The sequence below is a fragment of the Serratia sp. NPDC078593 genome (assembly GCF_050268245.1).
GTDB lineage: Bacteria > Pseudomonadota > Gammaproteobacteria > Enterobacterales > Enterobacteriaceae > JBNNGK01.
Window position 1 is genome coordinate 235,276 of the sequence record NZ_JBNNGK010000003.1, and the last position, 26,094, is coordinate 261,369.

The window sequence follows — 26,094 nt, forward strand, 5'->3', positions numbered from 1 at the left end:
ACTAACGACTTAGCGCTATTTTTGATTATCCCTAGGCATAACCCCATACCTATAACGAAGTACTCATTAGTTTCCATACTGAACGAGTGCTGAGCTTTGGTTGTGAGATGGATGGTGTATTTATCTGAAATACTAAGGGTTATTTCTGGTTAGTGGGCTACTCACTAAGGGATGTGAGGGGATTTTAGCCAAGTGACTACCTGCATTAGCGTTGATGTGCATCAATTTTTGCGCAACACGGGAACACTAGGGTGAGCGAAGTTATCATCGTGTTTCTGAGGTTATTATGTCGCAATCTGCAACGCCATTATTAAAGAATAAAACGGGCGCGGTTATTCAGGATTGGCAACCCGAGAATACTGAGTTCTGGCAACAGCGGGGTCACCGTATCGCCAGCCGTAACCTATGGATTTCAGTGCCTTGTCTGTTATTGGCATTCTGCGTCTGGATGTTGTTCAGCGCCGTCGCCGTTAACCTCAATAAGGTCGGCTTTAACTTTACCACCGACCAATTGTTCCTGTTAACCGCGCTGCCTTCCGTTTCTGGCGCGATTCTCCGCGTGCCTTATTCCTTCGTCATTCCGCTGTTTGGTGGCCGCCGTTGGACGGCGATCAGCACTGGTTTTTTGGTTATCCCGTGCCTGTGGTTAGGCTATGCGGTGCAGGATACCCACACCTCGTTCAACACCTTTATCGCCATCTCGCTGTTGTGTGGTTTTGCCGGTGCTAACTTTGCCTCTAGCATGGCCAATATCAGCTTCTTCTTCCCTAAAGCTAAACAGGGCGGGGCGCTGGGCATCAACGGTGGATTAGGCAACCTGGGCGTCAGCGTGATGCAACTGGTTGCGCCATTAGCGATTGCGGTCGGTATGTTCGGCATTTTTGGCGGCACCGGCCACCCGCAGCCATACGGCGGCGAACTGTGGTTGGAAAACGCCGCGTGGATCTGGGTGCCATTCTTGGTGCTGTTTACCTTGGCGGCGTGGTTTGGCATGAACGATCTGGCGGCATCTAAAGCGTCACTCAGCCAGCAGTTACCGGTGCTCAAGCGTGGCCATCTGTGGATACTCAGTGTGTTGTATCTGGCTACCTTTGGTTCCTTTATCGGTTTTTCCGCCGGTTTTGCCATGCTATCGAAAACGCAGTTTCCCGACGTGGTGATTTTACATTACGCCTTTTTTGGCCCATTCCTGGGGGCGTTGGCGCGTCCTGCCGGTGGCGCGCTTTCCGACCGCTTTGGCGGCATTCGCGTGACGCTGATTAACTTTATATTGATGGCGATTTTTGCCGGTTTGCTGTTCTTGACCTTGCCCGGTGAGGGCGCGCAGGGCTCGTTCATTGCGTTTTACAGCGTATTTATGATGCTGTTTTTGACTGCCGGGTTAGGCAGCGGCTCGACCTTCCAAATGATTGCGGTGATTTTCCGTAAAATCACTATCGATCGGGTAAAAGCGCAAGGGGGATCGGATGAGGTGGCACAGCGTGAAGCGGTGACCGACTCCGCGGCCGCGTTGGGCTTTATTTCTGCCATTGGTGCCATCGGTGGCTTCTTTATTCCGAAAGCGTTTGGTACCTCACTGGCGATGACCGGATCGCCTGCTGGCGCCATGAAGCTGTTCTTGGTGTTTTATATCGTTTGTATTGCTATCACCTGGTTGGTTTACGGGCGTAAAGCGCGCGGGTAAACAGGCTGTGGGTATCTCTCGTATTTGGGAGATACCCTTCTTACCGCTATCCATAAGTCCTTCCCGCTGTTACCTTGCCTGTTAGCGCAATAAGTTGATATTTCTCGCTTTCTGCCCGCCGATTTCACTTACGCCTAAAGCGCTATTCTTTAGATTCACTAACCGTGAGCGCCCTGCGTCACACGCGGTCGTTTGGCCGTACGGTGGTGATGAATTGGGCGTCTACCCCTAAATATCCCCGTAGGTTGCGTGCGGTGTCTTACCGCGCGGGATGAGTGATAATTTCATTGTAAATCAACACTTAAGTAAATATTCCACACATTATACTTTGGTGGTATTTCGTTCTTTCTGGTGGTTTTCTCTCCGATATTCCTTGATCGCAATCAAATTGCTGACGCGGCCGCATTAGTAGGCTGACCGCAGATTGAGCAATGTCTATACCCGTTGTCTTTCAAGCCGTTGGCTGAGATTCAGCGGTATACCAACAACGAGAGAGCCTTCAGGAGAACTCCGGATGAGCAAGTTTTTAGATCGGTTCCGCTATTTTAAACAGCTGGCCGAGCCATTTTCTGGTGAGCACGGCCAGACGCTGAACGCCAATCGCGACTGGGAAGACGGTTATCGCAGCCGCTGGCAGCACGACAAAATCGTGCGTTCAACCCATGGCGTGAACTGCACCGGTTCATGCAGTTGGAAAATCTACGTGAAAAATGGCTTGGTCACTTGGGAGACCCAGCAGACTGACTATCCACGAACTCGTCCGGATTTGCCAAACCATGAGCCACGTGGTTGCCCGCGCGGTGCCAGCTACTCGTGGTATCTGTACAGCGCCAACCGCCTGAAATATCCGCTGATGCGTAAACGCCTGATGAAGCTGTGGCGTGAAGCAAAAGCACAGCACAGCGATCCGGTTGATGCTTGGGGCTCTATCGTTTCCGACCCTGAAAAAGCCAAAAGCTACAAAATCGCCCGTGGGCGCGGTGGTTTTGTGCGTTCCAGTTGGCAAGAGGTCAATGAACTGATTGCCGCGTCTAACGTGTATACCGCAAAAACTTTCGGCCCGGATCGCATTATCGGTTTCTCACCGATCCCAGCGATGTCGATGGTCTCCTATGCCGCTGGCGCCCGCTATTTGTCGTTAATTGGCGGCACCTGCCTGAGTTTCTACGATTGGTACTGCGATTTACCGCCTGCTTCGCCAATGACCTGGGGCGAGCAGACCGATGTGCCAGAATCGGCCGATTGGTATAACTCGTCTTACATTATTGCCTGGGGCTCCAACGTGCCGCAAACGCGTACGCCGGACGCCCACTTCTTTACCGAAGTGCGTTACAAAGGCACCAAAACCGTGGCGGTCACGCCGGACTACGCTGAGGTCGCCAAGCTGTGCGATCAGTGGCTCAATCCGAAGCAAGGCACCGACAGCGCGATGGCGCTGGCAATGGGCCACGTGATGCTGAAAGAGTTCCATCTCGATCGCGAAGTGGGTTACTTCCGCGATTATGTGCGCCGCTACACCGACATGCCGATGTTGGTGCTGTTGGAGCCGCGTGAAGGCGGCTACTACGCCGCCGGGCGGATGCTGCGTGCCAGCGATCTGGTTGACGGGTTGGGGCAAGAGAATAATCCAGAATGGAAAACCATCGCCATCGATCAGCAGACGGGCGAACTGGTGGCACCACAGGGCTCCATTGGTTTCCGCTGGGGTGAACAAGGGAAATGGAACCTGGAGCAGCGCGAGGGCAAAAACCAGCGGGACGTTGAGCTGCAATTGAGCCTGTTAGGTGCACAAGATGAGGTGGCAGAGGTCGGCTTCCCTTATTTTGGTGGCGCAGAGAGCGAGCACTTTAGCAGCGTTGCATTAGAAGAGATTTTGTTGCACAAACTGCCGGTAAAACGCCTGCAATTGGCTGACGGTAGCGAGGCGTTAGTCACCAGCGTATACGATCTGACGCTGGCTAACTATGGCCTTGACCGTGGGTTGAATGACGACAACTGCGCGGCGAACTACGACGAAATTAAAGCCTATACGCCTGCGTGGGCAGAAAAAATTACCGGCGTTTCGCGGCAAAATATTATCCGCATTGCGCGCGAGTTTGCACAGAATGCCGAGAAAACCCATGGGCGTTCGATGATCATTGTGGGTGCCGGGATGAACCACTGGTATCACATGGACATGAACTACCGCGGTTTGATTAACATGCTGGTGTTCTGCGGCTGTGTCGGCCAGAGCGGCGGCGGCTGGGCACACTACGTCGGCCAGGAAAAACTGCGTCCGCAAACCGGTTGGTTGCCGTTGGCATTCGGGCTGGACTGGCAACGTCCACCGCGCCAGATGAACGGCACCTCCTTCTTCTATAACCACTCTAGTCAATGGCGTTACGAAACCGTCGGTACGCAAGAATTGTTATCACCGCTGGCGGATAAGTCGCGCTTCGGCGGTAGTCTGATCGATCTCAACGTGCGCGCCGAGCGTATGGGGTGGTTGCCTTCTGCACCGCAGTTGAACACCAACCCGCTGCATATTGCACAGCAGGCCAGAGCCGCTGGGCAGTCGCCGCTGGATTATACCGTCGACAGCCTGAAGCAGGGTTCACTGCGTTTTGCTGCGGAACAACCGGACAACCCGCAAAACTTCCCACGTAACCTGTTTGTGTGGCGCTCCAACTTGCTGGGTTCTTCCGGTAAAGGCCACGAATACATGCTGAAGTATCTGCTGGGGACGGAAAATGGCATTCAGGGTAAAGATCTGGGCCAGCAGGGCGGCGTGAAGCCACAAGAGGTGGAATGGCTAGATAACGGTGGCGAAGGCAAACTGGATCTGGTGGTCACGCTCGATTTCCGTATGTCGAGTACCTGTCTGTATTCCGATATCGTGTTACCGACCGCGACCTGGTACGAAAAAGACGACATGAATACTTCGGATATGCATCCGTTTATTCACCCGCTGTCGGCGGCGGTCGATCCGGCTTGGGATTCCAAAAGCGATTGGGAAATTTACAAAGGTATCGCGAAAACCTTCTCGGAAGTGTGTGTCGGCCATTTGGGGCAAGAAACCGATGTGGTTACCTTGCCGATTCAGCACGACTCCGCCGCTGAACTGGCGCAGCCGTTTGGCGTGCAGGATTGGAAAACTGGCGAATGTGAGCTGGTTCCCGGCAAAACCGCGCCGCATATCATGCTGGTCGAACGCGATTACCCGGCGACGTATCAACGTTTCACCTCGCTGGGACCATTGCTGGATAAGCTCGGTAACGGCGGTAAAGGGATCAGTTGGAATACCCAGACCGAAGTCGATTTCCTGAAAAAGTTGAATTACGTGAAAGCGGACGGCCCGGCAGCGGGACGGCCGAAGATCGAAACGGCGATTGATGCAGCCGAAGTGATTCTGTCACTGGCGCCGGAAACCAATGGTCAGGTGGCGGTGAAAGCTTGGCAGGCACTGAGCGATGTGACCGGCCGTGACCATACGCATCTGGCACTGAATAAAGAAGACGAGAAAATCCGCTTCCGCGATATTCAGGCGCAGCCGCGTAAGATCATCTCTAGCCCGACTTGGTCGGGTCTGGAAGATGAGCACGTATCATATAACGCCTGTTATACCAACGTGCATGAGCTGATCCCTTGGCGCACCCTTAGCGGCCGTCAGCAGATCTATCAAGATCACGAATGGATGCGTGCTTTCGGTGAAAGTCTGCTGGTGTATCGTCCACCGATCGATACCCGTGCCGCGCAACCGCTGCTGAATCAGAAGCCGAATGGTAACAAAGAGAAGGCGCTGAACTTCCTGACGCCGCACCAAAAGTGGGGGATTCACTCCACGTACAGCGACAACCTGTTGATGCTGACGCTGTCACGCGGCGGGCCGATTGTCTGGCTCAGTGAAGACGATGCCCGCGAGCTGGGCATTGAAGATAACGATTGGATCGAAGCCTTTAACGCCAACGGTGCGCTAACCGCGCGGGCGGTGGTGAGCCAGCGTATTCCGGCCGGTATGACCATGATGTACCACGCGCAGGAACGTATCGTGAATATTCCGGGATCGGAAATCACCAGCCAACGCGGTGGTATTCATAACTCCGTCACGCGCGTGTGTCCGAAACCGACGCATATGATCGGCGGCTATGCGCAACTGAGCTACGGCTTTAACTACTACGGCACCGTTGGCTCTAACCGTGATGAGTTTGTGGTAGTGCGTAAAATGAACCGTATCGATTGGTTGGACGGTGAAGATAATGATGACACTCAGGGTAGCCAGCAGGAGAAAACCAAATGAAAATTCGTTCGCAAGTCGGCATGGTGCTGAACCTGGACAAATGCATCGGTTGCCATACCTGTTCGGTTACCTGTAAGAACGTGTGGACCAGCCGGGAAGGTATGGAGTACGCCTGGTTCAACAACGTGGAAAGCAAGCCGGGCGTTGGCTATCCCCACGCCTGGGAAGATCAGGAAAAATGGAAGGGCGGCTGGATCCGTAAAATTAACGGCAAACTGGAACCGCGCATGGGCGGCCGGGTTGGCCTGTTGTCGAAGATTTTTGCTAACCCAGACGTACCGGCGTTAGACGATTATTACGAGCCGTTCGATTACGACTACCAGAATCTGCACACGGCACCGCAGGGCAAGCATCAGCCGATTGCGCGCCCGCGCTCGCTGATTACCGGCCAGCGCATGAAGAAAATCGAAAACGGCCCGAACTGGGAGGAAATTCTGGGCGGCGAGTTCGAAAAGCGCTCGCAAGATAAGAATTTCGACAACATGCAAAAGGCGATGTACGGCCAGTTCGAGAACACCTTCATGATGTACTTGCCGCGCCTGTGTGAGCACTGCCTCAACCCCGCGTGCGTGGCGACCTGCCCGAGCGGTGCGATTTACAAACGGGGTGAAGACGGCATTGTGCTGATCGATCAGGATAAATGCCGCGGTTGGCGTATGTGCCTGACCGGTTGCCCGTACAAAAAGATTTACTTCAACTGGAAAAGCGGCAAGTCGGAGAAATGTATTTTCTGTTATCCGCGCATTGAAGCCGGTCAACCGACCGTGTGTTCAGAAACCTGTGTGGGGCGCATCCGTTATCTTGGCGTACTGCTGTATGACGCCGATCGTATCGAACAGGCCGCGGCGACGGAAAACGAGAAAGATTTGTACCAAAGCCAGTTGGACATCTTCCTCGATCCCAACGATCCGGCGGTGATTGCGCAAGCATTGGCCGACGGTGTGCCACAAAGCGTGATCGATGCGGCACAGCAGTCGCCGGTGTACAAAATGGCGATGGACTGGAAGCTGGCGCTGCCGCTGCACCCTGAATATCGCACCTTGCCAATGGTGTGGTATGTGCCGCCATTGTCACCGATTCAGTCGGCTGCCGATGCCGGTGAACTGGCACACAGCGGGGTATTGCCGGACGTCGAAAGCCTGCGTATTCCGGTGCAGTATTTGGCGAACCTGCTCACCGCGGGTGATACCGCGCCGGTGCTGCTGGCGTTGAAACGTATGCTGGCTATGCGCCACTACAAGCGCGCGGAAACGGTAGACGGCGTTGTGGACACCACGGCGCTGGAGCAAGTGGGCTTAAGCGAAGCGCAAGCGCAGGAAATGTACCGCTATTTGGCTATCGCCAATTATGAAGACCGTTTTGTGGTGCCTTCCAGTCACCGTGAGTTGGCGCGTGAAGCGTTCCCGGAAAGTAAAGGCTGCGGCTTTAGCTTTGGTGACGGCTGCCACGGCAGCGACGGTAAGTTCAATCTGTTCAATAGCCGCCGTATCGATGCCATTGACGTGACGCAAAAAACTGCCGGTAAGGGGGATGCCTCATGATCAGTTTACAGGTGATAGCCCGCCTGCTGGATTATCCAGATCAGCCGCTGTGGGATCATCAGCATGAGTTGCTGGCGGCATTGGAATCGGCCAGCGAGTTGGATTTGCATCACAGCGCGCAGCTGATTGAGTTTATCCGTGGTTTTTGCAGCCGACCGCTGTTGGACGTACAGGCGGAATATTGTGAGCTGTTCGATCGCGGCCGCGCCACGTCGCTGCTGCTGTTCGAACATGTTCACGGCGAATCCCGCGACCGTGGCCAGGCGATGGTTGATCTGATGGAGCAGTATCGTGCCGCCGGGTTGGCGATAGATAGCCGCGAGCTCCCGGATTTTCTGCCGCTGTATCTTGAGTACCTCGCCAGCCGAAATATCGATGAGGCGCGTGGCGGGTTAGGCGATATTGCGCCGATTCTGGCATTGCTCGGCGCGCGCTTGCACCAGCGCCAAAGTCCGTATGGCGTACTGTTCGACCTGCTACTGGTGTTGTCCGGTAGTGATGTGCAGACGCAGGCGCTGGCAACACAGGTGGCGAAAGAAACCCGCGATGATACGCCGCAGGCGTTGGATGCCGTTTGGGAGGAAGAGCAAATCAAGTTTCTGGGCGAACAAGCGAGCTGCGGTTCTGATCAACAGACTGCGCATCAGCGGCGTTTTGCCGGTGCGGTCGCGCCGCAATATCTGGATCTGGCTGCAACGGCAACCAAAGGAAGATAATCATGCAATTTATCAATCAGTTTTTCTTCGATATTTATCCGTATCTGGCGGGGGCGATTTTCCTGATCGGCAGTTGGCTGCGTTACGATTATGGCCAGTACAGTTGGCGTGCCGGCTCGAGCCAAATGTTGGATAAAAAAGGGATGCGGCTGGCATCCAATCTGTTCCACGTCGGCATTATCGGCATCTTCGCCGGGCATTTTCTCGGTATGCTGACGCCGCACTGGATGTATGAGGCTTTCTTGCCGATTGATGTGAAGCAAAAATTGGCGATGATTGCCGGGGGCGCGTGCGGTCTGATGACGCTGATAGGGGGCGGGTTGTTGCTGAAACGCCGGTTGACCAATCCGCGGGTTCGCGCCACCAGCAGCACCGGTGACATTTTGATCCTGACGTTGTTAGTGGTGCAGGTGTGCTTGGGGTTGTTGACCATTCCGTTTTCCGCCCAACATATGGACGGCAGCGAGATGATGAAGCTGGTGGGATGGGCGCAGGCGGTGGTGACATTCCACGCCGGTGCCTCAGCACATCTGGTGGGCGTCGCTTTGATCTTCAAATTGCATATGGTATTGGGCATGACGCTGTTTGTGCTGTTCCCATTCTGTCGTCTGGTGCATATCTGGAGTGCGCCGGTGGAATACCTGACGCGCCGTTATCAAGTTGTGCGTAACCGTCGTTAATGAATCGGCCGCCTCAATCAGGGGCGGCCTGATTCGCGAACCTTCATTACGTGTTTCCCCCCCGATGCTGTGCTGGCAGCCATGCCATCATTTTATTATTGAATGAGCGATACTTTTTCCTGCCCTGTCACTGGCAATTTCCCCATGTTATGCATAATTAATGTTTATGTTTAATCGTGGAGCCTAGCTATGACATGCGTTTTTTTTACCCGCCAACTTGAGATTACCCCCGAACTTCAGGTCAGTGACTTACAGCGTCATGCAAATCATTTCCTGCGTTATAACAATATTAATGATATGGCGCACTCTGGCCCTAACGCCATCGAATGGTTCTTAAATCGTGCTAATGTTTTATTTGCACAAAACTGTGCGGATGAGCCCGTGAGTGGCAAGCTGCGGGTCTATTATTTCTCTTTGTTTTGTAAAGCCGCAGGCGAACCTGACGAGCAGGCGTTACCCGTTTACGATTTTCTTAAAGTGGAAGTCTTGCCGGGGGGACAGCAATGTTATGGCGTTATGTTCTCATCACAGATGCGCGAGTATTATCGCGATCGATTAGAGAAGGGCTTGGATACGTCAAAAATCCCGGTCGATCAGGCTTTCTTCAAATCCATCTTTCGTAAGGATTCGCCGGAAACCGGTATCCTTGATAGCTATCCGGTGATTATGATCCCGCGCAGTCAAGATGAGAGCCGTCCCTCACTGACGCACATTTACCTCAGTAGTTTGGGATTAGATTCGCAAACTATACGCCCAGCCAGTAGCGATTATCCGTTCCGCTTTTATTTTAAAGACCCGTTGGACGGCGCGGATCCCATCGGTATGGCGGCCATTGCGGCATGTGGTCAGGCGATGTTTGAAATTATCCGTCCCAACCTGTATCCACTGGCGCAGTGTGATAAACCGCAATTTGATATGGCGCATTTAATCGATATTAAATGGGAGCAACATAAAACCGCGCGGAAATGGGTGGCTGATCATCAAAGCATGGTTAACGAGTTGATGACGTTGCACGGCATTAGCGCCATGCAGTAAATGAACCAAGGAAAATACACGCCGTCGAATGATGATGTCGACGGCGTGATGACGAGCACGAATTAATGAGACTTCATGCCTGCCGCGCTCATCAGCAGACGGAAAAGCGACGCGACGATAAATAACCCCACGACGCTAGCGCTCCAGATAATCACTAACCAACCGGCGCGTTTCCACCAAGGTGCTGCATGATGACTCTTCATCAGTGATACCCCTGTTCGTGATTGACCTTACCGCGAAAGACATAATAGCTCCAGAAGGTGTAAACCAGAATAATCGGGATGATGAACAGCGCACCGACCAGCATAAAGCCCAGGCTTTGCGGTGGTGCAGCCGCTTGCCACAGGTTGATCGACGGTGGGATCAGCAGCGGCCAAAGACTGATCCCCAGCCCGCTCAGGCCAAGAAAGACCAGCAGCAGCGTCAGTAAAAACGGGGAATAATGGGCATGACGACGTACCCCGTGCCATATCCCCCAGGCGCTGAGCAGCACCATGACCGGCACCGGTAACAGCCAGAACAGATTGGGCAGACTGAACCAACGTGTGGCAATGTGCGGATGCATTAGCGGTGTCCAGAGGCTGACCACCGCTAAGATCGTCAACAAAATGAGCAGTAACGGCAGCGTTAACCGGTGCATTATTGCCTGTAAGTCACCGGCGGTTTTCATTACCAGCCAGGTGCAACCCAGCAAGGCATAAGCGATGACCAATCCCAGCCCGCAAAACAGTGCGAACGGAGTTAACCAGTCGAGCGGGCCCCCGGCATAGCTGCGGTTCTCCACCGGGAAGCCATTTAGGATGGCGCCGACGACAACGCCTTGGCAGAACGTTGCCAGCAGCGAACCGCCGATAAACGCTTTATCCCAGACATGCCGTTTTTTTTCACTGGCTTTGAAGCGAAATTCGAACGCCACACCACGAAAAATCAACCCGATGAGCATCAAGGTTAACGGGATCGTTAATGCATCGAGGATCACCGCATACGCCAACGGAAATGCGCCAAAAAGCCCGGCACCGCCCAATACCAGCCAGGTTTCATTACCATCCCAAACCGGCGCGACGGTATTCATCATCACATCGCGGTCGCGGCTGGCTTTCACCCATGGGAATAAGATACCGATACCCAGATCGAAACCGTCCATTACCACATACATCATGGTGCTGAACACGATGATCAAAAACCAAATCAGTGGAAGATCGATACCCATGTTCAACTCCTGCCATCTAGAGTGTCTTTCACTGCGGACAGGGGGCGCGCCGGTCTGCCGTCAGTGTCGTCAGGCGTGTGCCCTTCATGCGTTTGTGGCCCTTTACGAATCAAGCGCATCATATAGGCGTAACCTATGCTGAACACCGAGCAATACACCACGATAAATGCCAGCAGGCTGATGCTCATATGCAACTCACCGTGCGCGGAAACGGCGTCTTTAGTGCGTAACAAACCGTACACCACCCACGGCTGACGGCCGATCTCCGTGGTGAACCAACCGGCCAGCAGCGCGATCAGGCCGGACGGCCCCATCCAAAGAATAAAATAGAGGAATGGTTTGGCGTGATACAACCCGCCGCGCCAGCGTAGCCACAGGCTCCATATTCCGGCGATAATCATCAACATACCCAACGCCACCATGATGCGGAAAGACCAAAACACAAGGGTTGAATTGGGGCGATCTTCTGGTGGGAAGGACTTCAACGCCGGAATTTGTTCGGTCAGGCTGTGTGTCAGTATCAGGCTGCCGAGCAGCGGAATTTCAAGCGCGAAGCGGGTCTGTTCCCGCTGCATATCGGGCCAACCAAACAGAATCAGCGGGGTGGCCTCACCCGGCCGATTTTCCCAGTGGCCTTCAATGGCCGCGATTTTTGCCGGTTGATGTTTCAGCGTGTTCAGGCCGTGCGCATCACCGATAACCGCCTGAATAGGGGCAATGATCAGCGCCATCCACATCGCCATCGACAGCATGGTGCGTATCGCTGGCGTATCGCGGCCGCGCAGCAGATGCCAAGCGGCAGAGGCGCCGACAAAAAATGCGCAAGATAAGAAGGCGGCGGTGGACATATGCAATAACCGATACGGGAACGACGGATTGAAAATGACTTTTAGCCAGTCGACCGGCACCACTTGGCCATTGATAATTTCATGGCCCTGCGGCGTTTGCATCCAACTGTTCGATGCCAGAATCCAGAAAGTGGATATCAGCGTGCCCAGTGCCACCATGCAGGTGGCAAAAAAGTGCAGTCCGGGGCCGACGCGGTGCCAGCCAAACAGCATCACGCCCAGAAAACCGGCCTCTAGGAAGAAGGCGGTCAGCACCTCATAGGTCAACAACGGGCCGGTGATACTGCCGGCAAATTCGGAGAAAAAGCTCCAGTTAGTCCCGAACTGGTAAGCCATGACCAAACCGGAAACCACCCCCATACCAAAATTGACGGCGAAAATTTTCGACCAGAAATGGTACAGATCGCGATAGGTTTGGTTGCGTGTTTTCAACCATAAACCTTCCAATACCGCTAAATAGCTGGCTAAACCGATGGTGATGGCGGGGAAAATAATATGGAAGGATACGGTGAAGGCGAACTGTATTCTGGCAAGTTCCAGTGCATCAAGACCCAGCATGGCGCCCCCTTAGCTTGGACATAATTTAACCTCTTGTGTGTGGCGTGGATTTTACCTAGGAAAGCTTGGCGCTAAGTTAAGCATGGAGTACAGTAACTATAATAGTGACAGTTATTTTAATTTTATCTATAACAGTTTGGCGGTAAGGCAGATGACACGATATGAACAATTAGCGCAGCAGATCCGCGAGCAAATTCAAAACCGCGTATGGCGCGCCGGTGACAAACTGCCTTCGCTACGTGAGAGTGGTAAACGCGCGGGACTGAGCCTGATGACGGTGGTGCAGTCTTATCAACTGTTGGAAAGCCAGGGATGGATTGTCGCGCGGCCGCAGTCCGGTTATTACGTGGCGGCGCGGCCGCAGCCGTTACCGCAGGCCGAACGCAGCGAGAAACTGCTGTTAAGTGAACAGGTAGACATCAACGCCTTTATTTTCGAGGTGTTACAGGCCTGTAAGGATCCGGCGATTGTGCCTTTTGGTTCGGCATTTCCCGACGCGACGCTTTTTGCCCAACCTAAATTGGCGCGTGCGCTAAGCAGTGTCGCACGCAAATTTACCCCGCACAGTTCGCTGGCTAACCTGCCGCCGGGCAATGATGCACTGCGGCGTAATATTGCCCAGCGCTATGCCTTGAGCGGCATGCAGGTGGCACCTGACGAAATTGTGATCACCGCCGGTGCGATGGAATCGCTTAGCCTCAGCCTGCAAGCGGTAACGCAACCGGGCGATTACGTGGCGATCGAATCCCCCGCCTTTTATGGGGCGTTGCAAGCGTTAGAGCGGCTGCGATTGAAGGCGGTGGCGATTGCCACTCACCCGCAGTACGGTATTGATTTGGACGCGCTTGAGCAGGCGGTGGAGCAATACCCGATTAAAGCCTGTTGGCTGATGACGCATTTTCAAAATCCACAGGGTGCCAGTATGCCGGAGGCCAATAAACGGCGGCTAGTCGCGCTGCTGAGCCAGCGGCAGATAGCGTTGATTGAAGATGATGTGTATGGCGAGCTGTACTTCAGCGCTGAGCGGCCGTTACCGGCGAAAGCGTTGGACCAAAATGGGCAGATTTTACACTGTTCATCGTTTTCCAAATGTTTAGCGCCGGGGTTTCGTGTGGGCTGGGTGGCGGCCGGGCAACACGCACCGCAGATCCAACGCTTGCAACTGATGAGCACCGTGTCAGCCAGCGTGCCGACTCAGTTGGCGATTGCCGATTACCTGCTACATGGCGGTTATGACACCCATTTGCGGCGTTTACGCCGGCTGTTAGCCCAGCGGCAAAGTGCTATGCGTCAGGCGATTGCCCACCACTTCCCTCCGACGGTAAAGGTTAGCCAGCCTGATGGCGGCTATTTCCTTTGGTTGGAGTTGGCGCCCTCGCTGTCGGCGATGACATTGTATCAACGTGCGTTGGCATTGGGCGTCAGTATCGCCCCGGGGCGTATGTTCACCACCGGCAACCATTTCAATCATTGCTTCCGGCTTAACGCTTCATTCGAATGGAACGATAAGCTTGATGCGGCAATTGCCACGCTTGGCAAGCTGATTCGCAAGCTGAAACCGATGGCATAACAGCCTAACCCTCTTGGCTTTACGGCACCGACTTTTGCCCCAGCGTGGCGCGCTCGCGCCCTTTATTGGGGCAAAAGTGGGAGAGTGCCGTTTTCTGACTGACTATTTTTTGCGAGCGCGATCAGAAAAAACGAATCTTTTTGTCAATGAATAGGATTTCGCGGCCCATGATGAATTTAGGCTGTGTTTTTGCAATTATTCATTACTAATGCATAAAAAATGAATATTTATGCACTATAACTCGTTGTTTTCACGCAAAAAAATGAGAAATGCCTCCCAAATTCCGCATTGGCACGATAGCTGCTCTACACTCTTTATCAAACGGCATGTATTTTAACTGTTCGTTAACATTTATTCCCCGTTCCGGGGGCGCTATGCGGCAGAAATAGCGAAAAATCGAGTTTATGTAACATATTTGTATCTAACTGGCCGTGGGTGAGGAGAATTATCATCGGTCAGATCCAAGCCGTTACTCGCCGGTTTTTTGTTATGTTGCCGCATTTATGACGCAGGAACGGCCCTTACAGTCAAAACTCAGCTTTTCGCTGATGCTCTGAGGTCACTATGGAACAGCCAATCGCAGTTACCCGACAGTCTTTCGATGACTGGATGATCCCGGTTTACGCACCCGCAGATTTTATTCTGGTACGCGGAGAGGGTTCTCACGTCTGGGATCAGCAGGGAAAGCAGTATATAGATTTCGCCGGTGGTATTGCGGTGAATGCGCTGGGGCATACGCATCCCATCGTGAAGGCGGCGCTCAACGAGCAGGCCGATAAATTGTGGCATTTGGGTAATGGCTACACCAACGAGCCGGTACTGCGTTTGGCAAAACGTCTGATCGACGCCACATTTGCAGAAAAAGTGTTTTTCTGTAACTCCGGTGCAGAGGCCAACGAAGCGGCGCTGAAGTTGGCACGCAAACATGCGATGGATCATCACGGCGGCGAGAAAAACCAAATCGTGGCGTTTAATAACGCGTTTCATGGCCGCACGTTGTTCACCGTTTCCGCCGGTGGGCAGCCGAAATACTCTCAGGACTTCGCGCCGTTACCGGCCGGGATTTCGCATACCCCCTATAACGATCTGGCTGCGGCCGCCGCAGTGATCGATGATCGCACCTGCGCGGTGATTGTTGAGCCGATTCAAGGTGAGGGCGGTGTGTTGCCGGCCGATGTTGAATTCCTGCGCGGCTTACGTGAGTTGTGCGATCGCCATCAGGCATTGCTGATCTTTGATGAGGTGCAAACCGGGATGGGTCGTACCGGCAGTCTGTACGCCTACATGCACTATGGCGTGGTGCCTGATGTACTGACTACCGCCAAGGCGCTTGGTGGCGGGTTCCCGATTGGTGCGATGTTGACCACGGATGCTCTGGCAAAAACCTTTGGCGTGGGTACTCACGGCACCACTTATGGCGGTAACCCGCTGGCGACTGCGGTCGCGGAGGCAGTGTTCTCAATCATCAATACGCCTGAGGTCTTGGAAGGCGTTCAGCAGCGTCATCAGTGGTTTATCGAACGGTTGAATGAGCTTAATCAGCAGTACCCGATTTTCTCGGAAATTCGCGGGGGCGGTTTGCTCATCGGTTGCGTATTGACAGCGGATTATGCTGGGAAAGCCAAGCAGATTACCCAATATGCCAACGAAGAAGGGGTGATCGCCCTGATCGCCGGGCCGAATGTGGTGCGTTTTACTCCGTCATTGATTATTCCAAAAGCCGATGTGGAAGAGGGGCTGGCGCGATTTGCGCGAGCGGTAGCCCGCATTTGCAGCTGAGACCACGGTGGTGCGCGTAAGGGCACCACCGGAAGAATTAGAGGTTCGCATTATGATGATTATTCGCCCGATAGAGCGTCGCGATCTGGCTGATTTATATCAGCTTGCCGGTAAGTCTGGCATTGGTCTCACCTCTTTGCCGCAAAATGAAGACACCTTATTAGCGCGTATTGAGCGGGCATTAAAAACCTGGCAAGGCGAACTTCCTCCCGGCGAACAGTGTTATCTGTTTGTGCTGGAAGATACGGTGCGTCAACAGGTGGTTGGCGTCAGCGCGATTGAAGTGGCCGTCGGTCTGACGGAGCCATGGTACAGCTTCCGCGTGGGGCCGCTGGTACACGCTTCCAAGCAGCTCGACGTGTACAAAACGGTACCGACGCTGTTCCTCAGTAACGATCACACCGGCCACTCTGAGCTGTGTACGCTGTTTCTCGATCCCGATTACCGCCACGGCGAAAACGGTAAACTGCTATCAAAGGTGCGTTTTCTATTTATCGCCGCTTTTCGCGAGCATTTCGCCCGTAAAGTGATCGCCGAGATGCGCGGTTTTTCTGATGAAAATGGCCGCTCACCGTTTTGGGAAAGCGTTGGCCGCCATTTTTTCTCGATCGAGTTTGCCAAGGCGGATTACCTGAGCGGTACAGGGCAGAAAGCCTTTATCGCCGAACTAATGCCTAAGCATCCGCTGTATATCGATTTCTTGGCGGAGGATGCGCAAAGTGTGATTAGTGAAGTGCACCCGCAAACCGCACCCGCGCGTCGGCTATTGGAAGCCGAGGGGCTGAGTTATCAAGGGTATGTCGATATTTTTGATGGCGGGCCAACCCTGGAGGCGGAGCTTGACCAGATCCGCGCGATCAGATGCAGCCAACAGGTGAAAGTGGTGCTGGACGCCACACCGATGCGTGCCGATGCCCCGTTGTATCTGGTGGCTAACGATAACTATCAATATTACCGCGCACTGTTAGTGGCGGCCGATCTGTATGATGACCGGCTCCATCTTGATGCTGAAACAGCGGCGGCGCTGGGCGTTGAGCAAGGCAGCCCGGTGCGCGTGGTTCCTCTTAATCCACAGGAGAAAGCCTAATGTCTCATCCTGCACTGCTTATCAATGGCGTTTGGCAACCGGGCCACGGCGCGGCGTTTAACAAAACCGATCCGGTGGATAATCAGCCGCTGTGGCAGGCTAATGCGGCCGATGGTCGCGATGTCGCTGCGGCCTGTGAGGCGGCACGCGCGGCTTTCCCTCAGTGGGCGCGCACCGCGTTTGAACAGCGTGAGCAACTGGTTAAGCGTTTTGCTGCACTGTTAGAGCAACATAAACCGCAGTTGGCGGCCACCATTAGCCGCGAAACCGGAAAACCACGCTGGGAAACGCTGACCGAGGTCCAGGCGATGATCGGTAAAGTGGGTATTTCATTGCAGGCGTATCAGGCGCGTACCGGTGAGAGCCAAACGACGATGGCTGACGGCGTATCGGCGCTGCGACACCGGCCGCATGGGGTACTGGCGGTATTTGGCCCCTACAATTTTCCCGGCCATTTGCCGAACGGCCATATTGTCCCCGCGCTGCTGGCGGGGAATACCGTGGTTTTCAAACCGAGTGAGCTGACGCCGTTGACGGCGGAGGTGACGTTGAAACTGTGGCTAGAAGCCGGTCTACCGGCTGGGGTGATCAATCTGGTGCAGGGTGGACGAGAAACCGGTGAGGCGTTGGCGGCGAATCAGGATATTGATGGTCTTTTGTTCACCGGCAGCGCCGGTACCGGTTATCAGTTGCATCGTCAGTTAGCCGGTCAACCAGAGAAAATTTTGGCGCTGGAAATGGGCGGTAATAACGCGCTGATTGTTGAGCACATCGACGATCGCGATGCGGCGGTCAACCTGGCGATTCAGTCTGCTTTTATCTCTGCCGGGCAGCGCTGTACCTGCGCGCGCCGTATTTTGGTTAAGCGTGGCGAGCAGGGTGATGCATTTATTGCCCGGCTGGTGCAGGTTGCCAGCGCGTTGCGCATTGGCCGCTGGGATGCCGATCCGCAACCGTTTATGGGCGGCGTGATCTCTTCGGCGGCGGCAGAAAATATGCTGGCAGCACAACAGCGTTTGTTATCACTTGGCGGGAAAGCGCTGTTAACGCTGCAACGGTTGGACAACGACAGCACGTTACTCAGCCCGGGCATTATCGATGTCACCGATGTGGCGGAGTTGCCAGACGAAGAATACTTTGGGCCATTGACCACCATCGTTCGTTACGACGATTTTGAGCAGGCGTTGCGTATCGCGAATCAAACGCGCTACGGCCTGTCGGTGGGCTTGGTGTCGCCACAGCGAGCGCAGTTTGAACAACTGTTGCTGGAGGCGCGTGCCGGTATTGTCAACTGGAATAAGCCGTTGACCGGCGCCTCGAGTGCGGCACCGTTCGGTGGCGTAGGGGCATCCGGCAACCATCGACCCAGTGCTTATTATGCTGCGGATTATTGTGCCTGGCCGATGGCCTCGTTGGAAAGTGAAAGCCTGACGTTACCCGCCAGCTTATCACCCGGTTTGTCGTTTAATTAATCATCTATACCCAAAATAATTCGCGTTGCAGGAAGGCGGCAAGGAAGTGAATCCTGACGAGCTAACACGGGTCAGTGATTCGGGTGAACGAGCGCAGCCAACACACAGGCAACGTGAAGTATGCCGGGTATAAAGGGCTGGTCTGGCGCCGGCCCAGGAGAGCGGTATGGCAGGATATGAAGTCAATTTCGACGGGTTGGTGGGGCTGACGCATCACTATGCCGGGCTGTCATTTGGTAATGAAGCCTCTACGTTGCATCAGCACCGCGTTTCCAATCCGAAGTTGGCCGCGAAGCAAGGGCTGCTGAAAATGAAAGCGTTGGCAGATTTGGGCTTCCAGCAGGGCGTCTTGCCGCCGCAGGAACGGCCGCATTTGCCGATGCTGCGGCGCTTAGGCTTCAGCGGCAGCGATGAGGCGGTGTTAGCGCAGGTGCAGCGCACATCGCCGCGTTTGCTCTCGGCTCTGGGATCGGCCTCGGCAATGTGGACGGCCAACGCGGCTACCGTTTCGCCGTCGGCGGACAGCGCCGACGGCAAGGTACATTTTACCGCCGCCAATTTGAACAATAAGTTTCACCGTGCGATAGAGGCGGAAACCACCTCCGCTGCACTGCAAGCGATCTTCAATGATCCACACCACTTTGTACACCACCCGGCTTTGCCGCAGGTGGCGCTGTTGGGTGACGAAGGGGCGGCCAATCATAACCGGTTGGGGGGCGAGTATAGCCAGCGCAGCGTGCAGGTGTTTGTTTATGGTCAGCAGGCGTTTGGCGGTGAGGCTGCGCCAACGCGTTATCCGGCGCGTCAAACGCGTGAAGCCAGTGAGGCCATTGCCCGGCTGCATCAACTGGAAGCGCAGCACACGGTATTTATTCAGCAGAACCCCGCGGTGATCGACCAGGGCGTGTTTCACAATGATGTGATTGCGGTCAGTAATCAACGGGTGTTGTTCCATCATCAACAGGCATTTTTGCATCAACGACAGGCCTTGGATGAAGTGCGCCGAAAAATGGCCAGTCTGGAACAGGAACTGCACGCAATTGAAGTACCAACGGCGCAGGTTTCCGTCGCGGATGCGGTAGCAACCTACCTGTTTAATAGCCAGCTTTTGACCAAGCCCGATGGCAAGATGATGATTGTGGTGCCTGAAGAGTCACGCCAGCATGCCGGAGTATGGGCGTATTTGAATGACATGCTCGCCTGCGGGGGGCCAATCGATGAGATAAAGGTCTTTGACCTGCGTGAAAGTATGCGCAATGGCGGTGGGCCAGCTTGCCTTCGTCTGCGAGTCGCGCTTAACGAGGCGGAGTTACGGGCGGTGAATCCGCGGGTAATGATGAATGATACGTTGTTTACCACGCTCAATGCCTGGGTTGACGGCTATTACCGCGATCGGTTGACGGCGGAGGACTTGGCCGATCCGCAGCTGTTACGTGAGTCCCGTGAGGCGTTAGACTCATTAACGTCGATTCTGGGCTTGGGGTCGATCTATCCATTCCAGCAATAAGTGGGGGCGGCATGTTGGATTTTTTGGCGCTGACGTTGGCGGGGCAGGTTCCGCCCTGTCAGCAGGGTGAAACAGGTCAGTTACGCTGGCGTTGGCTGGGGGAAGGGCTGCTGGAAATGTGTCCGGTGCAGCCTTATCAACACGCTGTCGTGCTGTCGGCAGGGATCCACGGTAATGAAACGGCACCGATAGAATTACTCAATCAGTTGGTCAGTGATTTACTGAGTGGCTCACGGCGGTTAGCGGTGCGATTATTGGTGATTCTGGGCAATCCAGCGGCGATGCGCGCAGGTAAGCGCTACCTACATAGTGACATGAATCGTATGTTTGCTGGCCGAGCCGTCCATTTCCCGCCCAGTGGTGAAACGGCGCGAGCGCAGCAGTTGGAGCAGGTGACAGCGCGCTTTTTTACGCCGGAAACCGTAGCGCGCTATCATTACGATCTGCATACCGCTATCCGTGATTCCCGCTTGCCGCGGTTTGGTATTTTACCGTACCAGCCACGGCCCTATGACACCGCGCTGTTATCGCTGCTGGACGCCGCCGAACTGGATGCGCTGGTGATTCATCGTGAGCCGGGCGGAACCTTCAGTCACTTTACCAGCGAGCAGTTTAACGCGGCCAGCTGTACGCTGGAACTTGGCAAGGCGCGGCCGTTTGGCGACAATGATTTGCAGCAGTTTGCTGCCATTAATCGTGCGTTGCGGGCGTTGGTCAGCCGTGAGGCATTGCCGCCACGCGGTGGCACGGCGATGCGCGTGTTTCGCGTTGAGCACTCGCTGATCAAGCGCAATGAACCCTTTAAACTGTACTTGAGTGAGGATACCGCCAACTTTACTGAGCTGCCGCAGGGGACGCTGCTGTGCGAGCAGCCGGGTGAAACGTACCGGGTGCAACATGATAAAGAATGGATTCTATTCCCGAATCCGCAAGTGGCACTGGGTTTGCGAGCCGGCATGGTGCTGACTGAGGTGGCGCGCAGCGCACTGTATTAAATTATCTCACCGCCGATAGCTTATCGGCGGTGCTAATCGTCTCTGTTATTTTCCAGGTAATATTCGATATTGCTGAAGGTCACACAATATCGCCACGCGATAACGTTGTCTTTTTTCTATTTCATCGCGTTGAAACCCATTGTTGGATTGAATAGGTAAAACAATGCGGATTTAACTCAATAATACGCAATGGCGATGTCATTTCGTTGGTTTAAGCGAGATGTGAGATAAATAACGTTTTTCATTAGCACACTAAGAATGACGTTATTATTTTTTTCGATTAAAAAATAAACCATTCTCGATTTCATGCACCAAAATAGTGCATTGCACCATGTTGGATATAACATAATGCATAAAAAATCAGATAAATCATCATGTTGAAAAATGTTTAAGTTTAATATTTTGTTACAATTAAGCGTGTATTATTCACGCTATTTTGTGAACTTTTTTATTTTAACTTTTGATTCATGATGCTAATGTCACATGACCCTTTATTAAAAGGGCTCATAAAAGACTAAATAATGAAAATCACAGCCCAAAGTATAAATTGGGCGTGACAGGCAGGGTTTATAATAATATCTAGGAAACTAATGATGAAACGTAGTGTTTTAGCCTTATCGGTTGCGATCGGCGCAATCTCCTCTTTTGCCAATGCGGCAGAAATTTATAATAAAGAGGGCAATAAACTCGATCTCTACGGCCGGGTGAATGCCAAGCATTACTTTATTCATAACGATTCAGGTCATGGCGATAAATCCTATGTGCGTTTGGGATTTAAAGGGGAAACGCAGATTTCCGATCAACTGACGGGTTATGGCCAGTGGGAATACAATATCCAAGCTAACAACTCGGAAGGGGCGGATGCCAACAACGGGACGAAAACGCGTCTTGGTTTTGCCGGGCTGAAATTTGGCGACTATGGCTCTTTTGACTACGGTCGCAACTACGGCGTGGTTTATGATGCGGAATCCTATACCGATATGCTGCCGGAGTTCGGCGGTGACTCATACAGCTATACCGACAACTTTATGACCGCCCGTTCCAGCGGTTTGGCCACCTACCGTAACCGCGATTTCTTCGGTCTGGTTGAGGGCTTGAATATCGCGTTGCAATATCAAGGCAAAAATGAAGGCCGTGAACTGCAACGTCAAAATGGCGACGGTTATGGCATGTCATTGGATTATCAGGATATTGGCGGCTCGGGCATCGGTTTTGCCGCCGCCTATTCTGATGCCAACCGCACCGCTGACCAGAAAAAGTCCGCTATTGGTAAAGGCGATAACGCGTCAGCCTGGACCACCGCCGTTAAATATGATGCTAACCAGGTGTATCTGGCCGCCATGTATGCTGAAACGCGTAACATGACGCCGATTAGCGTGAATAGTGTCAAAGGTTTCGCCAATAAAACGCAAAATTTTGAGGTGGTTGCACAGTATCAGTTCGAAAACGGTCTGCGCCCTTCACTGGCTTATGTGCAGTCCAAAGGCAAAGATATTGAAGGCGTGGGGGATGCCGATCTGGTGAAGTATGTTGAAATCGGCGCGACCTATTATTTCAACAAGAATATGTATACCTATGTTGATTACCAGATCAACCAACTGAGTGACGACAATAAGCTGAAGCTAAACAATGACGATATTGTGGCGGTCAGCCTGACTTATCGTTTCTGAGTGCTAGCGCATTCAGCGTGATAGCCGCATAAGGCAGGGCTTAGGCTCTGCCTTAGCGTAGAGGAGTGGCCCGCTCTGGCGTCAGAACGCGGCATACTCACTGGCTGGTAGCCAAAATCCATCGATAAAATCCTCGACCGGATAGCAGCCAGCGTGGCGTAGCTTTTGTTCTTTCATTGCCACCAGGCATTGCTGTTCATCGCGCAAGATGTCCACCATGATATCGGCGCAACCCCCATCCAGATAACAGACAAACATCACCAGTGCGTACATAAATTCAACTTCCTCCCGGCCGTTATCAGTATGGCTAGTTTCATAATTCTGGCACGTTTTTCCGCTTAAATCATTATGCTGAATAATGTTTGTCCATCAAGCGTGACACTTTCAGACTTCTCTAACTGCCTAATGCCACTAAGCTAATTGAATATCTGCCCATCAATGCTAAGCTTAACAGGCATTAAGTAAATGTAATTTTATGACCATCAAACAGGAGTGGATATGGGATTGTTTAACTTCGTCAAAGAAGCTGGCGAAAAACTGTGGGATACAGTGACCGGTAACACCGATACTGCCGATCAAAGCGCCAAACTGAAGGAGCATCTCAACAAAAGCGGCTTGCCGGATACCGACAAGGTTGATGTGCAGGTAGTTGATGGTAAAGCGGTGGTGACGGGTGACGGCATTAGCCAAGAATTGAAAGAAAAAATTCTGGTTGCTGTGGGTAACGTTGCGGGTATTAGCGGTGTGGAAGATAAGGTGACCGTCGCACCGGGTGAAACCGAGAGTACGTTCTATACCGTGAAGAAGGGCGATACCCTGAGCGCGATTTCGAAAGAAGTATATGGCAACGCGAATCAGTACAATAAGATTTTCGAAGCGAACAAACCGATGTTGTCTAGCCCAGACAAAATCTACCCTGGGCAGGTGTTGCGTATCCCGCAATAAATCGCATGTAGCCGACTAGCCCGATCGCCGATCGGGCTTTTTTATGGCTTAACAGCGTATTTTTTAGTGTAGTGCGTTGCATGGCATAGAGAGAGGCCTGATCTTTCGTTATGATCTTAGCTGACGTGTGTTGACCCTCTGAGGGAAAATTGGTAGCGTCAGCGCGGTGCTAATCATCTATAACAACATTCCAATATGATGAGCTAGATAAATTTGGTAGAACAACGGCGTGATCACGCCTCGCAGGATAAAAAATACCGTGAAACGTTGGGTGATGCGCAGTTTGCCATTTTGGTGTTGGCGATCGCCTCCTGTTCACTGATTTTCTTTACGTTAGTGGTCATCTTATGGCTGGCGTGACTTTTGTAACAACAGGAGAGGACATGGAGCATAATCTCCATCATGAGACGAAACTGATTGCCATTATCGGGCTACTGGTTTCTGCGCTGTTGGTGGTATCCGTCTTGTTTGGCGTGACCTATTTAACCGATCTTAAACACGCGAATGATCCGATCAGTATTCAAAATTGCTATCTTAAAGCGCCTTAGCTAATTCCATAATCGCTCATCACCTTATGTCGTCTCGATTGGACAAAAATATCCTCAAGGGTTGTGTATGAGGTATTTTTACGTTCGGATAGTATCCGTGAGTCATTTCTGTCTTTCATCCTTCAATCGCTCACGGCGCGGTCGTCAGTTATCATTGCAATGATCATGGTCCGTTGCTCCGTGTTTTGCCGAAATATCATCAATGGGGAGCGGGTCAATCTTATGCAGCGATTCTATACCGGCCAGTGTTAACGTTCATCGCTGGATGATTTACAGCATCCCGTTATCTATTGTTTATATTCCATGCTGACTGGCTATTTGGTATTACCTTTAACAGTTATTTAAACCCTTATCTGGTGGCAGTGAAAGTTAATAATGAAAAACTTTCAGTATGATTGCGTAATAATTTGTGCGTGAGCGGAAAGTTATTCGCCGATAATGCAAATGAGTTATCACACTCGTTTGATTGAAGAAGCAGTGATTAAAGCTGGGCTCGATGTGATGCCATTACGCCAGATGATGAGCGGTTTATTTGGGCGCGATGCGGTAGATAAAGAAATACAAAACGGTGAGAGGAAGGATTCCTCACAAGAGGAAACGCCGCGTTAGTCGTGTCTTGGCGGTTAGCTCGATTCCTAATGGTTATAGGTTATGATTTTTTTTATGCAAATCGCTCTATTAAATTTTGATTAATGTGATCGAACGCCTGAGTTTATCAACGAATAGTGTTCGAACAGAAAAATAGTGATCTACAGCAGATTATTATGCTGAGGGGATAGCTAAGATGTTTCTTGTGGGGATACAGCGGTTCCTCGTTAGTAAAAAGCAAGAGAGGTTATTATGAGCCAAATACTCTATCGTGCAAGATTATACCATGTTGTTATTGCAACGGCGGTGTTTTGGGTCTCACTCGCAGCCCTGTTAGTCATTGCTCTACACTAACTCTGAATGATTATATTAAAAAACCGCTTAGGCGGTTTTTTAATATGTAGATACTCAAGATAATTCGAGTTGCTTGTAGGCGGCAACTGAATGAACCCTTGGGAACATAGCCCACTATGTGGCCGAGGTGGAGGAAGGCAGTCAACACCCAAGCAATTTGAAGTATGAAGGGTATCATTGCTTTTAGTTAACAAGGATGTAGATTAAATAATTATCCATTACGCTTAACCACATTAAATACAATGACAAATATTACGGATATTCTGATCGTTGCCATTGCGCTACTGCACATTTATATTCTGCTGCTGGAAATGTTTCTTTGGCAACGTCCTGCAGGTATGCGGGCGTTTGGCACAACGCCTGAGTTTGCACACGCGACGCGTACGCTGGCGGCCAACCAAGGGCTGTATAACGGTTTTTTAGCCGCGGGGCTGCTGTGGAGTTGTTGGTTACAACAGCCGGCATGGCAGTTGTTCTTTCTTGGCTGCGTACTGGTTGCGGGTATTTTTGGTGGTTTGACGGCCAGCCGCAAAATTCTATGGATTCAGGCATTGCCAGCGTTGATCGCGATAGGGGCGGTGTTCGTAACGGGCTAACCCGCCAGGTGTAACCGGCGGGTGGGATTCAGGCCATTTTCTGGTGAATGATGTGCAACGGCGGCGAGATGTGTAAATCTACGCTCAGATCTTGCCGGAAATCATACGGTGTGATGTTGAAACGCTTGCGGAACATATAAGTGAAATGGGATTGTGAGCCGAAGCCAAAATCCAGTGCGATGTCAAAAATCGATGCGTTGCTACTGCGTAATTGATAAACCGCCCCCGCTAACCGGCGTTCACGAATGTATTTACCGAGAGAGATCCCTGTCGCTTCTTTAAATAATTTCTGCATGTGCCACAAGGAGTAACCGGAATAGTTGGCTAACTCTTCAAGATGGATCGCTCGTCCAAGGTGAGTTTCAACCCATTTGCTCAGGGCGCAGACCAATGAGAGGTGATGTTCTTGTATCATCAGTGCGTCTATGTGAGATC

At 52.5% G+C, this 26,094-nt stretch carries 23 protein-coding genes; 18 read left to right on the top strand and 5 right to left on the bottom strand.

Going from position 1 to position 26,094, the window contains the following annotated elements; all coding sequences use genetic code 11:
* The first annotated feature begins 286 nt into the window (after positions 1-286).
* The 6 genes from ACQKDS_RS05195 (at position 287) to ACQKDS_RS05220 (ending at position 9,932) form a co-directional block, all read left to right on the top strand.
* A complete protein-coding gene (locus ACQKDS_RS05195) occupies positions 287-1,684 on the top strand; it encodes a NarK family nitrate/nitrite MFS transporter (protein ID WP_399666492.1) in 1,398 nt (465 codons plus the stop codon).
* Between the two features lie 514 nt (positions 1,685-2,198).
* Entirely contained in the window at positions 2,199-5,960 is a 3,762-nt protein-coding gene (locus ACQKDS_RS05200) for a nitrate reductase subunit alpha (RefSeq protein WP_399666489.1), read from the top strand.
* On the top strand, positions 5,957-7,501 hold the full coding sequence (gene narH / locus ACQKDS_RS05205; RefSeq protein WP_399666486.1) for a nitrate reductase subunit beta: 1,545 nt from the start codon (positions 5,957-5,959) through the stop codon (positions 7,499-7,501). The genes ACQKDS_RS05200 and narH overlap by 4 nt, the downstream gene beginning before the upstream one ends.
* Positions 7,498-8,217, top strand: coding sequence for a nitrate reductase molybdenum cofactor assembly chaperone (gene narJ, locus ACQKDS_RS05210; RefSeq protein WP_399666483.1), 720 nt, complete (start codon positions 7,498-7,500; stop codon positions 8,215-8,217). The genes narH and narJ overlap by 4 nt, the downstream gene beginning before the upstream one ends.
* Positions 8,218-8,219: 2 nt before the next feature.
* Positions 8,220-8,897, top strand: a complete 678-nt coding sequence (narI, locus tag ACQKDS_RS05215) for a respiratory nitrate reductase subunit gamma (protein WP_399666480.1) — start codon at positions 8,220-8,222, stop codon at positions 8,895-8,897.
* A gap of 189 nt (positions 8,898-9,086) precedes the next feature.
* On the top strand, positions 9,087-9,932 hold the full coding sequence (locus ACQKDS_RS05220; RefSeq protein ID WP_399666477.1) for a hypothetical protein: 846 nt from the start codon (positions 9,087-9,089) through the stop codon (positions 9,930-9,932).
* 62 nt (positions 9,933-9,994) lie between these two features.
* On the opposite strand, the gene ACQKDS_RS05225 is transcribed toward ACQKDS_RS05220, so the two are convergent.
* The 3 genes from ACQKDS_RS05225 to ACQKDS_RS05235 are packed head-to-tail and all read right to left on the bottom strand — an operon-like array spanning position 9,995 to position 12,548.
* A complete protein-coding gene (locus ACQKDS_RS05225) occupies positions 9,995-10,135 on the bottom strand; it encodes a DUF2474 domain-containing protein (protein WP_399666475.1) in 141 nt (46 codons plus the stop codon).
* On the bottom strand, positions 10,135-11,142 hold the full coding sequence (gene cydB, locus ACQKDS_RS05230; protein WP_399666472.1) for a cytochrome d ubiquinol oxidase subunit II: 1,008 nt from the start codon (positions 11,140-11,142) through the stop codon (positions 10,135-10,137). The genes ACQKDS_RS05225 and cydB overlap by 1 nt, the downstream gene beginning before the upstream one ends.
* Positions 11,143-11,144: 2 nt before the next feature.
* The gene (locus ACQKDS_RS05235; protein WP_399666469.1) at positions 11,145-12,548 is read right to left on the bottom strand and encodes a cytochrome ubiquinol oxidase subunit I; all 1,404 of its coding nucleotides are present in this window, start codon (positions 12,546-12,548) and stop codon (positions 11,145-11,147) included.
* A 151-nt stretch (positions 12,549-12,699) separates the two neighbouring features.
* On the opposite strand from ACQKDS_RS05235, the gene ACQKDS_RS05240 reads away from it, so the two are divergent.
* The 7 genes from ACQKDS_RS05240 (at position 12,700) to ACQKDS_RS05270 (ending at position 22,628) form a co-directional block, all read left to right on the top strand.
* The gene (locus tag ACQKDS_RS05240) at positions 12,700-14,118 is read left to right on the top strand and encodes a PLP-dependent aminotransferase family protein (protein WP_399666466.1); all 1,419 of its coding nucleotides are present in this window, start codon (positions 12,700-12,702) and stop codon (positions 14,116-14,118) included.
* A 564-nt stretch (positions 14,119-14,682) separates the two neighbouring features.
* Positions 14,683-15,897, top strand: coding sequence for an aspartate aminotransferase family protein (locus ACQKDS_RS05245; RefSeq protein WP_399666463.1), 1,215 nt, complete (start codon positions 14,683-14,685; stop codon positions 15,895-15,897).
* A gap of 52 nt (positions 15,898-15,949) precedes the next feature.
* A complete protein-coding gene (astA, locus tag ACQKDS_RS05250; RefSeq protein ID WP_399666460.1) occupies positions 15,950-16,984 on the top strand; it encodes an arginine N-succinyltransferase in 1,035 nt (344 codons plus the stop codon).
* Positions 16,984-18,456 carry a succinylglutamate-semialdehyde dehydrogenase gene (gene astD / locus ACQKDS_RS05255; RefSeq protein WP_399666457.1) on the top strand — a complete coding sequence of 491 codons (1,473 nt, stop codon included), beginning with the start codon at positions 16,984-16,986 and terminating at the stop codon, positions 18,454-18,456. The genes astA and astD overlap by 1 nt, the downstream gene beginning before the upstream one ends.
* 166 nt (positions 18,457-18,622) lie before the next feature.
* Positions 18,623-19,963: an N-succinylarginine dihydrolase gene (gene astB / locus ACQKDS_RS05260; protein WP_399666454.1), complete on the top strand. Its 1,341-nt coding sequence runs from the start codon at positions 18,623-18,625 to the stop codon at positions 19,961-19,963.
* An 11-nt stretch (positions 19,964-19,974) separates the two neighbouring features.
* Positions 19,975-20,958: a succinylglutamate desuccinylase gene (gene astE / locus ACQKDS_RS05265; protein WP_399666452.1), complete on the top strand. Its 984-nt coding sequence runs from the start codon at positions 19,975-19,977 to the stop codon at positions 20,956-20,958.
* A 590-nt stretch (positions 20,959-21,548) separates the two neighbouring features.
* Complete coding sequence (locus ACQKDS_RS05270) at positions 21,549-22,628, top strand: porin (RefSeq protein WP_399666450.1); 1,080 nt, start codon at positions 21,549-21,551, stop codon at positions 22,626-22,628.
* Positions 22,629-22,709: 81 nt separating this feature from the next.
* On the opposite strand, the gene ACQKDS_RS05275 is transcribed toward ACQKDS_RS05270, so the two are convergent.
* Entirely contained in the window at positions 22,710-22,901 is a 192-nt protein-coding gene (locus ACQKDS_RS05275) for a YebW family protein (RefSeq protein ID WP_399666447.1), read from the bottom strand.
* A 225-nt stretch (positions 22,902-23,126) separates the two neighbouring features.
* Between ACQKDS_RS05275 and lysM the strand changes: the two genes are divergently transcribed.
* The 5 genes from lysM to ACQKDS_RS05300 all read left to right on the top strand — a co-directional run bounded on the left by lysM (position 23,127) and on the right by ACQKDS_RS05300 (position 25,659).
* Positions 23,127-23,573 carry a peptidoglycan-binding protein LysM gene (lysM, locus tag ACQKDS_RS05280; RefSeq protein ID WP_399666444.1) on the top strand — a complete coding sequence of 149 codons (447 nt, stop codon included), beginning with the start codon at positions 23,127-23,129 and terminating at the stop codon, positions 23,571-23,573.
* A gap of 213 nt (positions 23,574-23,786) precedes the next feature.
* Positions 23,787-23,933: a hypothetical protein gene (locus ACQKDS_RS05285; protein ID WP_399666442.1), complete on the top strand. Its 147-nt coding sequence runs from the start codon at positions 23,787-23,789 to the stop codon at positions 23,931-23,933.
* Between the two features lie 23 nt (positions 23,934-23,956).
* Positions 23,957-24,121 carry a hypothetical protein gene (locus tag ACQKDS_RS05290; RefSeq protein WP_399666439.1) on the top strand — a complete coding sequence of 55 codons (165 nt, stop codon included), beginning with the start codon at positions 23,957-23,959 and terminating at the stop codon, positions 24,119-24,121.
* Between the two features lie 444 nt (positions 24,122-24,565).
* The gene (locus ACQKDS_RS05295) at positions 24,566-24,730 is read left to right on the top strand and encodes a hypothetical protein (protein WP_399666437.1); all 165 of its coding nucleotides are present in this window, start codon (positions 24,566-24,568) and stop codon (positions 24,728-24,730) included.
* Between the two features lie 575 nt (positions 24,731-25,305).
* The gene (locus ACQKDS_RS05300; RefSeq protein ID WP_399666434.1) at positions 25,306-25,659 is read left to right on the top strand and encodes a DUF1304 domain-containing protein; all 354 of its coding nucleotides are present in this window, start codon (positions 25,306-25,308) and stop codon (positions 25,657-25,659) included.
* A 28-nt stretch (positions 25,660-25,687) separates the two neighbouring features.
* Here ACQKDS_RS05300 and ACQKDS_RS05305 read toward each other — a convergent pair whose 3' ends face one another.
* Positions 25,688-26,074: a helix-turn-helix domain-containing protein gene (locus ACQKDS_RS05305; RefSeq protein WP_399666431.1), complete on the bottom strand. Its 387-nt coding sequence runs from the start codon at positions 26,072-26,074 to the stop codon at positions 25,688-25,690.
* Positions 26,075-26,094 lie beyond the last annotated feature (20 nt).

Bases quoted from the DNA above. Each gene is read 5' to 3' on its own strand.
- ACQKDS_RS05275 (WP_399666447.1), bottom strand. From the start codon at position 22,901: ATGTACGCACTGGTGATGTTTGTCTGTTATCTGGATGGGGGTTGCGCC.
- ACQKDS_RS05300 (WP_399666434.1), top strand. From the start codon at position 25,306: ATGACAAATATTACGGATATTCTGATCGTTGCCATTGCGCTACTGCAC.
- astE (WP_399666452.1), top strand. From the start codon at position 19,975: ATGTTGGATTTTTTGGCGCTGACGTTGGCGGGGCAGGTTCCGCCCTGT.
- astD (WP_399666457.1), top strand. From the start codon at position 16,984: ATGTCTCATCCTGCACTGCTTATCAATGGCGTTTGGCAACCGGGCCAC.
- ACQKDS_RS05295 (WP_399666437.1), top strand. From the start codon at position 24,566: ATGAGTTATCACACTCGTTTGATTGAAGAAGCAGTGATTAAAGCTGGG.
- astA (WP_399666460.1), top strand. From the start codon at position 15,950: ATGATGATTATTCGCCCGATAGAGCGTCGCGATCTGGCTGATTTATAT.
- ACQKDS_RS05240 (WP_399666466.1), top strand. From the start codon at position 12,700: ATGACACGATATGAACAATTAGCGCAGCAGATCCGCGAGCAAATTCAA.
- narJ (WP_399666483.1), top strand. From the start codon at position 7,498: ATGATCAGTTTACAGGTGATAGCCCGCCTGCTGGATTATCCAGATCAG.
- ACQKDS_RS05305 (WP_399666431.1), bottom strand. From the start codon at position 26,074: ATGATACAAGAACATCACCTCTCATTGGTCTGCGCCCTGAGCAAATGG.
- ACQKDS_RS05225 (WP_399666475.1), bottom strand. From the start codon at position 10,135: ATGAAGAGTCATCATGCAGCACCTTGGTGGAAACGCGCCGGTTGGTTA.
- ACQKDS_RS05290 (WP_399666439.1), top strand. From the start codon at position 23,957: ATGGAGCATAATCTCCATCATGAGACGAAACTGATTGCCATTATCGGG.
- narH (WP_399666486.1), top strand. From the start codon at position 5,957: ATGAAAATTCGTTCGCAAGTCGGCATGGTGCTGAACCTGGACAAATGC.
- narI (WP_399666480.1), top strand. From the start codon at position 8,220: ATGCAATTTATCAATCAGTTTTTCTTCGATATTTATCCGTATCTGGCG.
- ACQKDS_RS05220 (WP_399666477.1), top strand. From the start codon at position 9,087: ATGACATGCGTTTTTTTTACCCGCCAACTTGAGATTACCCCCGAACTT.
- astB (WP_399666454.1), top strand. From the start codon at position 18,623: ATGGCAGGATATGAAGTCAATTTCGACGGGTTGGTGGGGCTGACGCAT.
- ACQKDS_RS05235 (WP_399666469.1), bottom strand. From the start codon at position 12,548: ATGCTGGGTCTTGATGCACTGGAACTTGCCAGAATACAGTTCGCCTTC.
- lysM (WP_399666444.1), top strand. From the start codon at position 23,127: ATGGGATTGTTTAACTTCGTCAAAGAAGCTGGCGAAAAACTGTGGGAT.
- ACQKDS_RS05270 (WP_399666450.1), top strand. From the start codon at position 21,549: ATGATGAAACGTAGTGTTTTAGCCTTATCGGTTGCGATCGGCGCAATC.
- ACQKDS_RS05195 (WP_399666492.1), top strand. From the start codon at position 287: ATGTCGCAATCTGCAACGCCATTATTAAAGAATAAAACGGGCGCGGTT.
- ACQKDS_RS05200 (WP_399666489.1), top strand. From the start codon at position 2,199: ATGAGCAAGTTTTTAGATCGGTTCCGCTATTTTAAACAGCTGGCCGAG.
- cydB (WP_399666472.1), bottom strand. From the start codon at position 11,142: ATGGGTATCGATCTTCCACTGATTTGGTTTTTGATCATCGTGTTCAGC.
- ACQKDS_RS05245 (WP_399666463.1), top strand. From the start codon at position 14,683: ATGGAACAGCCAATCGCAGTTACCCGACAGTCTTTCGATGACTGGATG.